Annotated in this window: 13 protein-coding genes; 7 read left to right on the plus strand and 6 right to left on the minus strand. The window is 64.8% G+C overall.

Translation table 11 applies throughout. The features are described 5' to 3' along the window. Window positions 1-10 precede the first annotated feature (10 nt). Complete coding sequence (glcE, locus tag P8T11_RS28265; RefSeq protein WP_268079031.1) at window positions 11-1,111, plus strand: glycolate oxidase subunit GlcE; 1,101 nt, start codon at window positions 11-13, stop codon at window positions 1,109-1,111. Between the two features lie 6 nt (window positions 1,112-1,117). Beyond that, window positions 1,118-2,353 (plus strand): glycolate oxidase subunit GlcF, encoded by a 1,236-nt coding sequence (gene glcF, locus P8T11_RS28270; protein WP_268079030.1) that lies wholly within the window; start codon window positions 1,118-1,120, stop codon window positions 2,351-2,353. A 93-nt stretch (window positions 2,354-2,446) separates the two neighbouring features. Here glcF and P8T11_RS28275 read toward each other — a convergent pair whose 3' ends face one another. The 5 genes from P8T11_RS28275 to P8T11_RS28295 form a co-directional block, all read right to left on the minus strand. Next, window positions 2,447-3,886 carry an NAD(P)(+) transhydrogenase (Re/Si-specific) subunit beta gene (locus tag P8T11_RS28275; RefSeq protein ID WP_268079029.1) on the minus strand — a complete coding sequence of 480 codons (1,440 nt, stop codon included), beginning with the start codon at window positions 3,884-3,886 and terminating at the stop codon, window positions 2,447-2,449. After that, window positions 3,883-4,200 (minus strand): NAD(P) transhydrogenase subunit alpha, encoded by a 318-nt coding sequence (locus P8T11_RS28280; RefSeq protein WP_006224972.1) that lies wholly within the window; start codon window positions 4,198-4,200, stop codon window positions 3,883-3,885. Before P8T11_RS28280 ends, P8T11_RS28275 begins: the two co-directional genes overlap by 4 nt. Before the next feature lie 2 nt (window positions 4,201-4,202). Continuing rightward, entirely contained in the window at window positions 4,203-5,321 is a 1,119-nt protein-coding gene (locus tag P8T11_RS28285) for a Re/Si-specific NAD(P)(+) transhydrogenase subunit alpha (protein WP_268079028.1), read from the minus strand. 515 nt (window positions 5,322-5,836) lie between these two features. Next, entirely contained in the window at window positions 5,837-6,712 is an 876-nt protein-coding gene (locus P8T11_RS28290; RefSeq protein WP_268079027.1) for an N-formylglutamate amidohydrolase, read from the minus strand. A 70-nt stretch (window positions 6,713-6,782) separates the two neighbouring features. After that, complete coding sequence (locus P8T11_RS28295; RefSeq protein ID WP_268079026.1) at window positions 6,783-7,772, minus strand: Bug family tripartite tricarboxylate transporter substrate binding protein; 990 nt, start codon at window positions 7,770-7,772, stop codon at window positions 6,783-6,785. Between the two features lie 260 nt (window positions 7,773-8,032). On the opposite strand from P8T11_RS28295, the gene P8T11_RS28300 reads away from it, so the two are divergent. The 3 genes from P8T11_RS28300 to P8T11_RS28310 all read left to right on the plus strand — a co-directional run bounded on the left by P8T11_RS28300 (window position 8,033) and on the right by P8T11_RS28310 (window position 11,009). Then, window positions 8,033-8,959: a LysR substrate-binding domain-containing protein gene (locus tag P8T11_RS28300; protein ID WP_268079025.1), complete on the plus strand. Its 927-nt coding sequence runs from the start codon at window positions 8,033-8,035 to the stop codon at window positions 8,957-8,959. 7 nt (window positions 8,960-8,966) lie between these two features. Further along, window positions 8,967-10,085, plus strand: coding sequence for a tRNA 2-thiouridine(34) synthase MnmA (gene mnmA / locus P8T11_RS28305; protein ID WP_268079024.1), 1,119 nt, complete (start codon window positions 8,967-8,969; stop codon window positions 10,083-10,085). Between the two features lie 102 nt (window positions 10,086-10,187). Next, window positions 10,188-11,009, plus strand: coding sequence for a sulfite exporter TauE/SafE family protein (locus P8T11_RS28310; RefSeq protein WP_268079023.1), 822 nt, complete (start codon window positions 10,188-10,190; stop codon window positions 11,007-11,009). Window positions 11,010-11,129: 120 nt separating this feature from the next. Here P8T11_RS28310 and P8T11_RS28315 read toward each other — a convergent pair whose 3' ends face one another. After that, on the minus strand, window positions 11,130-11,741 hold the full coding sequence (locus P8T11_RS28315; protein WP_268079022.1) for a glutathione S-transferase: 612 nt from the start codon (window positions 11,739-11,741) through the stop codon (window positions 11,130-11,132). A gap of 161 nt (window positions 11,742-11,902) precedes the next feature. Here P8T11_RS28315 and purB point away from each other — a divergent pair, with 161 nt between their 5' ends. Together purB and P8T11_RS28325 are read left to right on the plus strand one after the other, a co-directional pair. Continuing rightward, complete coding sequence (gene purB / locus P8T11_RS28320) at window positions 11,903-13,279, plus strand: adenylosuccinate lyase (protein WP_268079021.1); 1,377 nt, start codon at window positions 11,903-11,905, stop codon at window positions 13,277-13,279. A 58-nt stretch (window positions 13,280-13,337) separates the two neighbouring features. After that, window positions 13,338-13,796 carry a c-type cytochrome gene (locus P8T11_RS28325; RefSeq protein ID WP_268079020.1) on the plus strand — a complete coding sequence of 153 codons (459 nt, stop codon included), beginning with the start codon at window positions 13,338-13,340 and terminating at the stop codon, window positions 13,794-13,796. Window positions 13,797-13,893 lie beyond the last annotated feature (97 nt).

Genomic DNA, 13,893 nt, shown 5'->3' on the forward strand with positions numbered 1-13,893 from the left:
ACGTATCCCTATGGATTTTGTCCTGTCGGAATTGTGCGACCAGGTCATGACGGCCCGTGCGGGCCACAAGCCGCTGTTTGTGATGGGCGGCGGCAGCAAGGCGTTCTACGGCAATTACCGCCCGGTGACGCCGCAAGACGGCCACTGCCTGTTGGATATGACGCCGTATCGCGGCATCGTCAGCTATCACCCGTCCGAGCTGGTGGTGACGGTGCGCGCGGGAACGCCCTTGGCCGAACTGGAAGCGACGCTGGCCGAGAACGGACAGATGCTGGCCTTTGAACCGCCGCACTTCGCCGATACCGCGACCGTGGGCGGATGCGTGGCGTCGGGCCTGTCCGGCCCGCGCCGCATGAGCGCCGGCGCGCTGCGTGATTTTGTACTGGGCACGCGGCTGCTGGATTCAGAAGGGCGCGTGCTGTCGTTCGGCGGTGAAGTCATGAAGAACGTCGCGGGCTACGATGTGTCGCGCCTGTTGGCCGGATCTCACGGTATCTTCGGCGCCATTCTGGATGTGTCGCTGAAAGTGGTGCCCCGTCCCATGGAAGAGCTGACCTTGCTGCTGCCCGCCACGCAAGCGCAGGCCTTGGCCAGCTTCGCGCTGTGGCGCGGCAAACCCTTGCCGATCTCGGCCACCAGTTGGACGGGTGATGACGACGATGGCGCCATGCATGTGCGCCTGTCGGGCGCTCCGCCGGCAATCGCCAGTGCACGCCGCATCATCGGGGGAGACCCGCTCGAGCCTGACGCGGCCGATGCGTGGTGGCAGTCCCTGCGCGAACAGACCCACGAGTTTTTTCATCCGGACCGCCCGTTATGGCGGCTTGCCTTGCCACCGACCGCCGCCGTGCTGGGTCTGGGCCAGACCCTGATTGAATGGGGCGGCGGGCAGCGTTGGCTGTCCGGCCAGCACGACGCGGCCATGCTGCGCGAAACCGCGGCGCGGATGGGCGGGCATGCCACCTTGTTCCGCGTCGGTAATACCAAGCCGCCGGCCGACGGTGTCTTTCATCCCCTGGCGCCCGGTATCTCGGCGATCACGCGCCGGCTCAAGCAAGAGCTTGACCCGTCCAGCCTGTTCAACCCTGGCCGACTGGTTCTGGAGCTATAGCGCGTCATGCAAACCAACCTGGCATCCTGGGCCCGCGACACCGACTTGGGCAACGAGGCCGACGCCATTCTGCGCCGATGTGTGCATTGCGGCTTCTGCACGGCTACCTGTCCCACGTATCAGGTGCTGGGCGACGAACTCGACAGCCCGCGCGGGCGCATCTATTTGATCAAGCAAGTGTTGGAGGGCGCGCCGCCCACGCAATCCACGCAACTGCATCTGGACCGCTGCCTGACCTGCCGCAATTGCGAAACCACTTGTCCGTCGGGTGTGGAGTATGGGCATTTGATCGATATCGGCCGCAAGATCGTCGATGAGCGTGTGCCGCGTTCCTGGGCGGACAGGACCAAGCGCAATCTGCTGCGCCGAGCCATGTTGTCGCCGCTGTTCGCGCCCGCGATGCGGGTGGGGCAGGCGATGCGTGGACTCTTGCCCGATGCGCTCAAGCGCAAGGTGCCCGAGCGCCGCGAGGCGGGCGTGTTGCCCCAGGTTGCGGGGCACGCGCGGCAAGTGCTGATGCTGGCCGGTTGCGTGCAGCCGGCCATGATGCCCACGATTGATGCCGCCACCATCCGGGTGCTGGACGCCGTGGGCATCGGTGCGCGCATTGCGCCCGGCGCGGGCTGCTGTGGCGCGGTCAGCTTCCATCTGGATGCGCAAGAAGCGGCGCTGGCGCAGATGCGCGCCAACATCGACGCTTGGTGGCCGCTGGTGCAAGACGGCGCGGTCGAGGCCATCGTCATGAATGCGTCCGGCTGCGGCGCGATGGTGAAGGAATACGCGCATCACTTGAAGCATGATCCCGCCTACGCGCAGAAAGCCGCGGACATCGTCGCGTTGGTCAAGGACGTGGCCGAGATCGTGGCGCCGCATGCCGCGCAACTGCGCGCGCGCTTGCCTGATGGCGTGCGTGCCTCCTTTCATCCGCCGTGCACGCTGCAACATTGGCAGGGCTTGCGGCCCTTGTCCGAGCAACTGTTGGTGGATTTGGGCTTTGACCTGCAGCCCTTCGCCGACAAGCATTTGTGCTGCGGATCGGCGGGGGCGTACTCAGTGTTGAACCCGGAGATTGCCCTGGAGCTGCGCGACCGCAAACTGGGCGCCATTGCAGCCGGCGGGCCGGATGTGATCCTGTCGGCCAACATCGGCTGCATCGGCCATCTGCAAAGCGGCACCGATACGCCGGTGCGGCATTGGGTGGAAGTGGTGGACGAACAGTTGCGCCAAGCGGCTGCCGCGTAAAGCCAGTCAGTGCCGGCCGCGTCGCGTGCCACGAACGCCTGGCGTCAGGCGTTCGTGGGCCGCTTGGGCTTTGGGCTGTAGGTAATCAGCGGTCTATTCGACCGCTTTCACCATGTCTTCCAGCACCTTCTTCGCATCGCCAAACACCATCATCGTGCGGTCCATGTAGAACAGCTCGTTGTCCAGGCCGGCGTATCCCGAGGCCATGGAGCGCTTGTTCACGATCACGGTGCGTGCCTTGTAGGCTTCAAGAATGGGCATTCCGGCAATGGGCGACTGGGGGTCGTTCTTGGCGGCGGGGTTGACCACGTCGTTGGCCCCCAGCACCAGCACCACGTCGGTCTGCGCGAACTCGCTGTTGATGTCTTCCATTTCGAAGACCTGGTCGTAGGGCACTTCCGCCTCGGCCAGCAGCACGTTCATGTGGCCCGGCATGCGGCCGGCCACGGGGTGTATGGCGTACTTGACCGTCACGCCGCGCTCGGTGAGCTTGGTCGCCAGTTCCTTCAGCGCGTGCTGCGCGCGTGCCACGGCCAGGCCGTAGCCCGGCACGATGGTGACGCTTTCGGCGTTGCTCATGAGGAAGGCCGCATCATCCGCGCTACCCGACTTGACGCTGCGCTGCTGCGCCGTGCCCGCATCCGCCGCGCCGCCCGCCTGTCCGCCGAAACCGCCCAGGATCACGTTGAAGAACGAGCGGTTCATCGCCTTGCACATGATGTAGGACAGGATGGCCCCGGACGACCCCACCAGCGAGCCGGCGATGATCAGCATCGGGTTGTTGAGCGAAAAGCCGATGCCGGCCGCGGCCCAACCCGAATAGCTGTTCAGCATCGACACCACCACCGGCATGTCGGCGCCGCCGATCGGGATGATGATCAGCACGCCCAGCACGAAGGCGATCAGCGTCATGATGATGAAGGGCGTCCATTCCTGCGTCAGCATGAACCACACGCCGCAGCCCAGCATCACGAGCGCCAACGCCAGGTTCAGCATGTGCTGGCCGGAAAACACCACGGGCGCGCCTTGGAACAGCCGGAACTTGTACTTGCCCGACAGCTTGCCGAACGCAATGACCGAGCCCGAGAACGTGATGGCGCCCACGAACGTGCCGATGAAGAGCTCGAAGCGGTTGCCGGTGGGGATCAGCATGCCCGCCGGCACGATGCCGAACGCATGTGGTTCGGCCACCACCGCCACCGCGATGGCGACCGCCGCCAGGCCGATCATGCTATGCATGAAGGCGACCAGTTCGGGCATTTTCGTCATCTCGACGCGGCGCGCCATCAAGGTGCCGATGGAACCGCCCACCAGCAGGCCCAGCACGACCCAGCCCAGGCCGATGGTGGCGGTGCCCTCGCGCGCCAGGCCGATGATGAGCGCCGCCGTGGTCAGCACCGCGATTGCCATGCCGGCCATGCCGAAGGCGTTGCCCAGCCGCGATGTGGTCGGATGCGACAGGCCCTTCAGCGCCTGGATGAAGCAGATCGAGGCAATCAGGTAAAGCAGGGTGACGAGATTCAGCGAGATCATTTCGCTTCCTCCTTGCCCGGCTTGCGATCTTTTTTCTTGAACATTTCCAGCATGCGCCGCGTCACGAGGAAGCCGCCGAATACGTTCACCGCGGCAAGCGCCACCGCGAACACGCCCATGCCGCGCGCCAGCCCGCCTTCGGTCAGCGCGGCCGCCAGCATGGCGCCTACGATGATGATGGCCGAGATGGCATTGGTGACCGCCATCAGCGGCGTGTGCAAGGCGGGCGTGACATTCCAGACGACGTGATAGCCGACATAGATGGCCAACACGAAGATGATGAGGTTCATCAGGGTGGGGTTGATCGCTTCCATGTTCAAGTCCTCCGCGCCACATTGCCGCCTTCGCATACCAGGCAGGCCGCCACGATTTCATCGTCGCGCTGGATCGCCAGCGCGCCGTCCGCGTTGATGATGAGCTTCAGGAAGTCCATGACGTTGCGCGCATAGAGCGCGGACGCATCGGTGGCGACCAGGCCCGGCAGGTTGGTCAGGCCGATGATCGTCACGCCATGCTTTTCAACGATCTGGCCTTTTTCGGACAGCGGGCAATTGCCGCCGCGCTCGACAGCCAGGTCGACTAGTACCGAGCCGGGCCGCATGGCGGCAACGGTGTCGGCGGACACCAGGGTCGGGGCGGGGCGGCCGGGGATCAGCGCGGTGGTGATGACGATGTCGGCCTGCTTGCAGCGTTCGGACACGAGCGCCGCCTGACGCGCCATCCAGCCGGGAGGCATGGCGCGCGCGTAGCCGCCCTTGCCTTCGGCAATTTCGCGTTCCTCGTCGGTTTCAAAAGGCACGTCGATGAACTTGGCGCCCAACGACTCCACCTGTTCGCGCGCGGCGGGGCGCACGTCGGACGCTTCAACCACCGCGCCCAGCCGCTTGGCCGTGGCGATGGCCTGCAAGCCGGCAACGCCGGTGCCCAGCACGACGGCGCGCGCGGCTTTCAGGGTGCCGGCCGCGGTCATCATCATGGGAATCAGCCGGCCGTAGTGGTGGGCGGCCAGCAGTACGGCCTTGTAGCCGGCCAGGTTGGCCTGCGAAGACAGCACGTCCAGACTTTGCGCGCGCGTGATGCGCGGCGCGGCCTCCAGGGCGAAGCCGGTAAGCCCCGCGGCTGCCATTTGTTCAATGCCTTGGGCGTCGAACGGATCGAGCATGCCGATGACGACGGCACCCGATTTCATCTGGGGCAATTCGGTGGGGGAAGGGGCGCGAACCTTCAGGACGAGTTCCGCGCCCAAGGCATCCTGGGTGGAACCGAGCGTGGCGCCCGCGGCCTCATAGGCGTCGTCCGGATAGCGGGCGGCGTCGCCTGCCCCTCGCTCCACGACAACGGTGTGTTTGCCGCCCAGGTACTTCTTGACGGTCTCCGGTGTTGCTGCGACACGGGTTTCCCCGTCTCGGGTCTCTTTTGGTATCCCGATGTGCATCGACGCCTCTCCTCAGAAGGTTCGCCGTAGTTATACACGTTAATGTTGCCCCCACGCTGCGCTCATTGCATTCGCTTGCTGCCCCCGAGGGGGCTGGCCCGCCTTGGGAGCGGCCCGGCGGCGGGCCGTTGCCCCAAGAGGGTGTGCCCCCACGCTGCGCTCATTGCATTCGCTTGCTGCCCCCCGAGGGGGCTGGCCCGCCTTGGGGCGGCCCGGCGGCGGGCCGTTGCCCCAAGAGGGTGTGCCCCCACGCTGCGCTCATTGCATTCGCTTGCTGCCCCCCGAGGGGGCTGGCCCGCCTTGGGAGCGGCCCGGCGGCGGGCCGGCTTCCTGCTGGCGCGTTCGTTGCTTGCGCGCATCTTGGGCGGCAAGGGGGGGTTAGTTCTTTTGATTGAGGGCTTTTATAGGGCGAAAAAAAGCCCCATGGCGAACCATGGGGCTTGGGCTTTGCAGCCCGCTTGCTCCGGCCAGTCTTACCACGCCGCTGGCCGGCACTTGTGCGTAAACGTCCGGCGTCAGGCCGTTTGCGCGCGAGTCCAGTTGATCAGCGCGGCGGTGAGGTCGCGCAGATCGGCCTTCAGGCGGCCATAGTTTTCGGTGGGACGCAGCGTCACTTCGTCCATGTACAACTTGCGGTTGATTTCGATCTGCAGGCTGTGGCGGCCTTCTTCGGGGCGGCCGAAGGCGCGCACCAGTTCCACGCCCTTGTAGGGGTCGTTCACGGTCACGTTGTAGCCGCGTTCGCGCAGCCAGGCCGCGATGAATTCCCGGAAGGCCGGGTCGCTGGTGCTGCCGTCGCGGTCACCCAGCACGAAGTCGGGGTGGACCAGGCCGGGGCGGTCGGTGGCGAAGGCGCCGGCCACGCTGGGCATGGAATGGCAGTTGATGTGCCAGACCTTGCCGAACTTCTTGTGGGCGGCATCCAGCACCTGGCCAAGCGCGGCGTGGTACGGCTTCCAGCAGGCGTTGATGCGGTGGCGCACTTCTTCCACCGTCAGCTTGCGCTTGTACAGGGGTGTGCCGTCATCCAGCATGCGCCAGATCAGGCCCTTGCCCAGCTTCACCTTGGGCGACGCATTGATGGCGTCAGGCCAGGCTTCGTCCAGCAGCAATTCGTCGATCTCGTCGGGTGCGCGGTTGGCGTCGATGTAGGCGCGCGGAAACGCGGCGGCAACCATCGGTACGCCCAGCTCAAGCGCGTCGCCCCACAGGTCGTCAACCCAGGTGTCCTCGGCAGTGCGCAGCGCGCCAAAGTCCACCGCGGCGGCGAAGTCGGGAGGGTAGGCGGTGCCGCTGTGCGGAGAGTCCAGCACGAGCGGGGCCGAGGATTCCGAATCCGGATATTGCTGCGGAAGGTCGAGCCGGTAAGACAGGGGTTGGGTAATTCGCATATAGAGGTACTGCGTTCGTGAATCGGAGGCCCCCGCGGCCGAAGACGGCGCGGCGGGGGCCGAAGATCGCTTAGTCGATCTTCACGTTGGCTTCTTTGGCGATGCGCTTGTTCTTGGCGATTTCGGCAGCGATCTGCTTGCTGAAGTCGGCCGGACTATTGGCGGCGGGCGAGGCGCCCAGCGCTTCCAGGCGCGTCTTGACGTCGGCTTCCGCGCTGACCTTCTGCACGGCAGCGTTCAGCTTGGCCAGGATGGGCTCGGGCAGCTTGGCCGGGGCAACCAGGCCAAACCACGACGAGTCGTTCACGGCGGGCAGGCCGGCTTCGGCGAACGTGGGCACGTCGGGCAGGGCAGCCACGCGCTTGGGCGAGGCAACGGCCATGGCGATCAGGCGGCCGGATTGCACGTGCGGCAGGGTGGACGGCAGGTTGTCATACATGACGTCAACCTGGCCGGCCAGCGCGTCATTCAGCGCCGGGCCCACGCCACGGTAGGGCACGTGCATCAGGTCGGTGCCCGACGACATCTTGAACAGCTCGCCCATCATGTGCGAGACCGAACCGTTGCCGGCCGACGCGTAGGTCAGCTTGCCCGGCTCGCTCTTGGCCAGCGCGATCAGTTCGGCAATGTTCTTCGCCTTGACCTTGGGGTTGATCGTCATGATGTTCGGCACGGCCGCCAGGTTCGAGATGGGCGTGAAGTCCTTCTCGCCATCGAACGGCAGGTTCGGGTAGATGGCCGGGTTGATGCCGTGGGTGCTGACAGTGGCGATGCCCAGGACGTAGCCGTCCGGCGCGCTGCTGGCAACGAAGGCGCTGCCGATCGAGCCGCCGGCGCCGCCGCGGTTTTCAACCACCACGGTCTGGCCCAGTTCCTTGCTCAGCTTGTCCGCGAACAGGCGGCCGACGATGTCGGTGGTGCCGCCGGGCGGGAAGGGAACGATCAGGCGGATGGGCTTGCTCGGGTACGCGTCTTCAGCGTGCGCGATACCCGAGGTCAGCGGCATGGCCAGGGTCGCGGCAGCGACACACAGGCCCAGTACTACGTTACGGCGTTGCATGGATTCCCCTAATAAATTGGAAAGCGGATGCGCAAAGGCAGACGCAAACGCAATGATTCTTTCCTGGCGGGGCGGTTTGCGCAAACGAAAGTTTCTCCGTAAGCTATGACTTTTTTTCATGCCTCCTCTTTGCCGACACGGATCGGACGTTACTTTTATGTAACTTTTTCGTGGCACGGCTACTGCTGGAAGGCTGGGGCCAACACGCCCCGATCACGCCCCGGCCGGGGCAGGAGTCCCACGCACGGTGGGCACGATACATGCGACGTTTCTGTCCCTCATTAACCGATTTACAGGCGTTTGAAGTGGCGGCGCGGCACAGCAGTTTTACGCGCGCGGCGCAAGAATTGTGTGTCACGCAGGGGGCCGTCAGTAAACAGGTGAAACATCTGGAAGAGTTCGTCGGCGTCGAACTATTCCTACGGATCAGGCAAGGCCTGGTATTGACCGAGGCGGGCCGCAGCTATCTGACCAAGGTCCAGGCCGGCCTGGGCCAGATCGAAGCGGCTACCGTCGAACTGATTGCGCATCAGGGGCAAGGCGGCACGCTCAACCTGACCTGTATGCCCACGTTCGGCGCCCGCTGGCTGATTCCGCGCCTGACCGCCTTCATGCGGCTGCGCCCCGACATCCATGTAGAGTTCCTGCCGCACCGCCAAGGCTATGATTTTTCCACGCCTGAACTGGACGCGGCAGTCCGGTTTGGTGAAGGCCTGTGGCCGGGTAGCGGCGCCGACTACATCGTGGGCCGAGACATCGTGCCGGTGTGCAGCCCCCGCCTTATTCCGGGTGGCTGCCCCTCGCCGGAGGCGCTGCTGACCTATCCGCTGCTGCACCATACGTCGGCGCTGGAAGGTTGGCGCGATTGGTTCGAGCAGGCCGGCTGCGACAGCCGGCGCAGCCTGGAAGGGGCGCGCTTTGACCAATACGCGCTGCTGTCCCAGGCCGCCGCGGCCGGTTTTGGCGTGGCGCTGATTCCGCGCTGCCTGATTGAAGACGAACTGCGCGACGGCAAGCTGGCCGTGGCCATGAAGCTGCCGATCCGCGCGCGCATGGGCTACTACCTGTGCTATCCCGAGCAGAAAGCCAACCTGCCAACCTTGCAGGCGTTTCGCGCCTGGCTGATGGAAGTCTCCCGGGCGGCCGAGCCGCAGCCCAGGGAAGACGCCGTGTCCGAACTAAAATAGCCGCATCATGAGTCAAATATCCACCAAAAAAGGCCGCGTGGTCGTGGGCATGTCGGGCGGGGTCGATTCTTCGGTCACGGCCTGGCTGCTCAAGCAACAAGGCTATGACGTCGTCGGCTTGTTCATGAAGAACTGGGAAGACGACGACGATTCCGAATACTGCTCAACTCGCCAAGACCTGTTGGACGCCGCCAGCGTTGCCGACCTGGTTGGCGTTGAGTTCGAATTCGTCAACTTTGCCGCCGAATACAAGGACCGCGTGTTCGCGGAATTCCTGCGCGAATATTCGGCGGGCCGCACGCCCAACCCCGACGTGCTGTGCAATGCCGAAATCAAGTTCAAGGCTTTTCTTGACCACGCCATGGCGCTGGGCGCCGAGCACATCGCCACGGGCCATTACGCCCGGGTGCGCGAAGTGCCGGCGGCCGGCGGCGGCACGCAGTTCCAGTTGCTCAAGGCGCTGGACGCCTCCAAGGACCAAAGCTATTTCCTGCATCGGTTGAACCAGGCCCAGTTGTCGCGCACGCTGTTCCCGCTGGGCGAGATCCACAAGACCGAAGTGCGGCGCATCGCACACGAGATCGGCCTGCACAATGCTGCCAAGAAGGATTCCACCGGCATCTGCTTCATTGGCGAGCGTCCGTTTCGCGAATTCCTGAACCGCTACCTGCCGACCGAGCCGGGTCCTATCCTGACGCCGGAAGGCCAGCAGGTGGGGCGCCACGAAGGCCTGTCGTTCTACACGCTGGGTCAGCGCAAGGGCCTGGGCGTGGGCGGCGTGAAGGGGCGCCAGCGTGAAGACGGCACGGCCGAGGCCTGGTACGTGGCGCGCAAGGATCTGGAGCGCAACATCCTGTACGTGGTGCAGGGGCATGATCATCCGTGGCTGCTGTCCGGTCAATTGCAGGCGCAGGACGCCAGCTGGGTGGCGGGCAATCCGCCCGAGATCGCGGGCTATGGCGCCAAGACACGCTACCGCCAGGCGGATGCGGCCTGCCGTCTGGACAAGGCTGATGGCGACACCTTCGCCCTGGATTTCGCCGAGCCCCAGTGGGCCGTGACGCCTGGCCAGTCGGCCGTGCTTTACGATGGCGACGTTTGCCTGGGCGGCGGCATCATTCTGTAGCACGCCCCTCCGGCGCGTGTGCGATCAAGCAGGGCCCCGTGGGTGCGACGCCCGCGGGGCCTTGTTCATGAACCTAAGAATTCAAAACGAGAGGAGAGGGTTGTGGACGTTTCGATGGTGATTTGCCTGCTGGTGCTGGGCGCGGTGGCCGGCTTTGCGGCGGGGCTGCTGGGAATCGGCGGTGGGATGCTGCTGGTGCCGCTGTTGACAATGCTGTTCTCTTGGCAGGGCATGCCGCCCGAGCTTGTGGTGCACGCAGCCATCGCCACGTCGATGACGTCCATCCTGTTCACGTCGATTTCCAGCGTGCGGGCGCATCAGCAGCGCGGCACGATCAAATGGAACATCGTATGGGCCATGGCGCCGGGCATCATCATTGGCGGCCTGGTGTCGGGCGGCGCGGTGTTCGCCGCGCTCAGCACCTTGTGGCTGTCCTTGTTCTTCGCGTTGTTCGTCGGCTATTCAGGCTGGAGCATGCTGCGCAACAAGAAGCCCAAGCCAGCTCGCCAGATGCCAGGCGTGGTGGGCACCAGCGCGGCGGGGGCGGGTATCGGCTTCCTGTCGGGGCTGGTCGGCGCGGGCGGCGGATTCCTGTCGGTGCCTTTCATGGTCTGGTGCAACGTGGCCCTGCACAACGCGGTGTCGACGTCGGCCGCGCTGGGCTTCCCGATTGCGCTGGCAAACAGTGTGGGCTATGTGGTGTCGGGCCTGAATGAAGGTACCTCGCGTCCCGGCATGCTGGGCTACATATACTGGCCGGCCTTGCTGGCGCTGGTGTGCACCAGCGTGCTGACCGCGCCGTTGGGCGCGCGGATGGCGCACCGCTTGCCGGTGCAGACGTTGAAGCGGGTGTTTGCGTGCCTGTTGTTCGCTCTGGCGGCGTACATGCTGTTCAAGGCCTGGCAGACCTTTGCGGGGCAATAGCCGCAATAGGGGCAAGAGGTCGGTAGCGGCGGCTTGCCATGCCGCTGCCGCAACGCAAACCGGCCGCGCGTGGCGGCCGGTCGTCAAGTGCGCCTGCCTGGTGGGCAGGCCACGCGCACTTCAGGCGGTTTGGGGCATGGTGTCGATGAACGACTGGCGCTGAGCCAGTTTGTCGTGCAAACGGGCCAGGTTCAGATGGTTGGCGCGCCAGTCCAGCGCGGCAAAGCGCAGGTCCAGGTAGCCCAGCGCGCAACCGACGGCAATGTCGGCCAGGCTGTAGTTGATGCCCATGCAGTGGGCGTTGTCACCCAGGCTCTTGTTCATGGCGTCCAGGCTGGCGTGGATCTTGCCGAATTGGCGTTCGATCCATTCCGGGCTGCGCTGAGCTTCGGGGCGCTGGTTTTCCTTGACGATGGCCACACAGGCGTCCAGGACGCCATCGGCGATGGCTTCCCAGCATTTGACGGCCGCGCGGTCGCGCCCCTGCTGGGGAATCAGGCGGGCCACGGGCGACAGGGTGTCCAGGTACTCGACGATGACGCGCGAATCAAACAGCGCGCCGCCATCTTCCATGACCAGGCACGGAACTTTGCCCAGCGGGTTGTACGTTTGGATCTGCGTGTCGGCGGACCAGACGTTTTCGAGTTCAAGCCGGTAGTCCAGCTTTTTCTCGGCCATGACGATACGCACTTTGCGTACGTATGGACTGGTAAGCGAGCCGATCAGTTTCATGGAGTCACAAGCGGAGTCGAAAAGCGGCCGAAGTATAGCAGGCCGCATGACGGTCACACCGTCCGCGGGTCGGAATCTTCGCCAGTTTGCCACAATGTTGCATGCCCCCGGATGATAAAATCGTCGGGTTTTCCCATCCGTAGCCATTTCTACCCCAGACCATGCAAATCGCCGATCAATTGAGCCAACTTAATGCCCTTTCGCCATTGGATGGCCGTTACGCTTCCCGGAGCGACGCGCTGCGCGGTCTGCTGTCCGAAGCCGGCTTCATGGCGCACCGCGTCGAAGTCGAGGTGGCCTGGCTGGTCGCCCTGTCCGACGCAGGGCTGCCCGAGCTGCCCGCCTTTTCCCAGGCCGCGCGCCAGCGTTTGCAGCAGTTGGTGCAGGATTTTTCGGAATCCGACGCCGCGCGCATCAAGGACATCGAACGCGTCACCAACCATGACGTGAAAGCGGTCGAGTACTGGCTGAAGGAAAAAGTGGCCGACGACGCTGAACTGGCGCGCGCCGCCGAGTTCATCCACTTCGCCTGCACGTCGGAAGACATCAACAACACCTCGCACGCGCTGATGCTGTCGCGCGCCCGCGATCAGGTGGTGGTGCCGCGCCTGCGCGAACTGGCCGCCAAGCTGAACGACATGGCGGTGGCCCAGGCTGACCAGCCGATGCTGTCGCGCACGCACGGCCAGCCGGCCAGCCCCACCACGCTGGGCAAGGAATTCGCCAACGTGGCCGCGCGCCTGAACCGCGCCATTGCTGCCGTCGAGGCCGTGCAACCGCTGGCCAAGCTGAACGGTGCCACCGGCAACTACAACGCCCACCTGTCGGCTTATCCGGAAATCGATTGGCCCGCCTTCAGCCAGCGCGTGCTGGCCGGGCTGGGTCTGACCCAGAATCGCCACACCATCCAGATCGAACCGCATGACTGGATGTCGGCCCTGTTCGACGCTATCACGCGCGCCAACATCATCGTGCTGGACCTGGACCGCGATATCTGGGGTTATGTGGCGCTGGGCTACTTCAAGCAGCGCCTGAAGGAAGGCGAGGTCGGTTCGTCGACCATGCCGCACAAGGTCAACCCGATCGACTTCGAAAACTCCGAAGGCAACCTGGGCCTGGCCAACGCCGTGCTGCGCCACTTGGCCGACAAGCTGCCAATTTCCCGTTGGCAGCGTGACCTGACCGACTCCACCGTGCTGCGCAACCTGGGCGTGGGCCTGGGCTATTGCCTGGTCGCGTGGGATGCCTGCATGCGCGGCCTGGGCAAGCTGGAAGTCAATACGGCTGCTATCGATGCCGACATCGATGCTTGCTGGGAAGTGCTGGCCGAGCCGGTGCAAACCGTGATGCGCCGCTACGGCTTGCCGCAACCCTATGAACAACTCAAGGCCCTGACCCGTGGCAAGGGCATCACCGAAGAAGCCCTGCGCGAGTTCATCCAGGGCCTGGCTCTGCCGGAAGAGCCGAAGGCGCGCTTGCTGGCGATGACGCCCCGGTCATACATCGGGCTGGCCGCAGAGCTGGCCCGGGCGGTATAGTCGCCATGCCGCGCGCGTCATGCGCGCGGCATTCTTGATGTACTTACGGGAGATTGCAATGCAAAAGTTGTCCACGCTTGTCGCGTTGGCCTGTATGACCGTGGCGCCGTTGCTAGCGACGACCGCCTCGGCGCAGTTCGCCAAGCCCGAAGATGCGGTCAAGTACCGCCAATCGGCGCTGACGCTGATGGCCTCGCACTTTGGTCGCATGGCGCCGGTGGTCAAGGGTCAGGCGCCGTACGACGCCGCGCAGATCAAGGCCAACGTCGAGGTCTTGAAGACCCTCTCGGCGCTGCCGTGGACGGCTTTTGGGCCGGGTACGGAAGGCGGCGATGCGCGCCCCGAAATCTGGAGCGATGCCGCGGGTTTCAAGCAAAAGCAGCAAGCCTTCCAGGACAACATCGTGAAGCTGTCGGCCGCGGCTGACTCGGGCGATCTGGACAAGCTGCGAGCCGCCTTTGGCGACGTGGGCGCCAGTTGCAAGGCCTGCCACGATTCGTACCGCAAGAAGAAGTAAGACGTTGCCGTCTTCGGGCGGCATCGATACTTACCACGCAAAAGCCCTTCGACGTATCGAAGGGCTTTTTGTTTTTTGGCTGCTGGATCGGCGCGTG

The sequence above is a fragment of the Achromobacter spanius genome (assembly GCF_029637605.1).
Classification (GTDB): Bacteria; Pseudomonadota; Gammaproteobacteria; order Burkholderiales; family Burkholderiaceae_B; genus Achromobacter; species Achromobacter spanius_E.

Bases quoted from the DNA above. Each gene is read 5' to 3' on its own strand.
- purB (WP_268079021.1), top strand. From the start codon at position 11,903: ATGCAAATCGCCGATCAATTGAGCCAACTTAATGCCCTTTCGCCATTG.
- mnmA (WP_268079024.1), top strand. From the start codon at position 8,967: ATGAGTCAAATATCCACCAAAAAAGGCCGCGTGGTCGTGGGCATGTCG.
- P8T11_RS28275 (WP_268079029.1), bottom strand. From the start codon at position 3,886: ATGATCTCGCTGAATCTCGTCACCCTGCTTTACCTGATTGCCTCGATC.
- glcE (WP_268079031.1), top strand. From the start codon at position 11: ATGGATTTTGTCCTGTCGGAATTGTGCGACCAGGTCATGACGGCCCGT.
- P8T11_RS28295 (WP_268079026.1), bottom strand. From the start codon at position 7,772: ATGCAACGCCGTAACGTAGTACTGGGCCTGTGTGTCGCTGCCGCGACC.
- glcF (WP_268079030.1), top strand. From the start codon at position 1,118: ATGCAAACCAACCTGGCATCCTGGGCCCGCGACACCGACTTGGGCAAC.
- P8T11_RS28325 (WP_268079020.1), top strand. From the start codon at position 13,338: ATGCAAAAGTTGTCCACGCTTGTCGCGTTGGCCTGTATGACCGTGGCG.
- P8T11_RS28285 (WP_268079028.1), bottom strand. From the start codon at position 5,321: ATGCACATCGGGATACCAAAAGAGACCCGAGACGGGGAAACCCGTGTC.
- P8T11_RS28290 (WP_268079027.1), bottom strand. From the start codon at position 6,712: ATGCGAATTACCCAACCCCTGTCTTACCGGCTCGACCTTCCGCAGCAA.
- P8T11_RS28300 (WP_268079025.1), top strand. From the start codon at position 8,033: ATGCGACGTTTCTGTCCCTCATTAACCGATTTACAGGCGTTTGAAGTG.
- P8T11_RS28280 (WP_006224972.1), bottom strand. From the start codon at position 4,200: ATGGAAGCGATCAACCCCACCCTGATGAACCTCATCATCTTCGTGTTG.
- P8T11_RS28315 (WP_268079022.1), bottom strand. From the start codon at position 11,741: ATGAAACTGATCGGCTCGCTTACCAGTCCATACGTACGCAAAGTGCGT.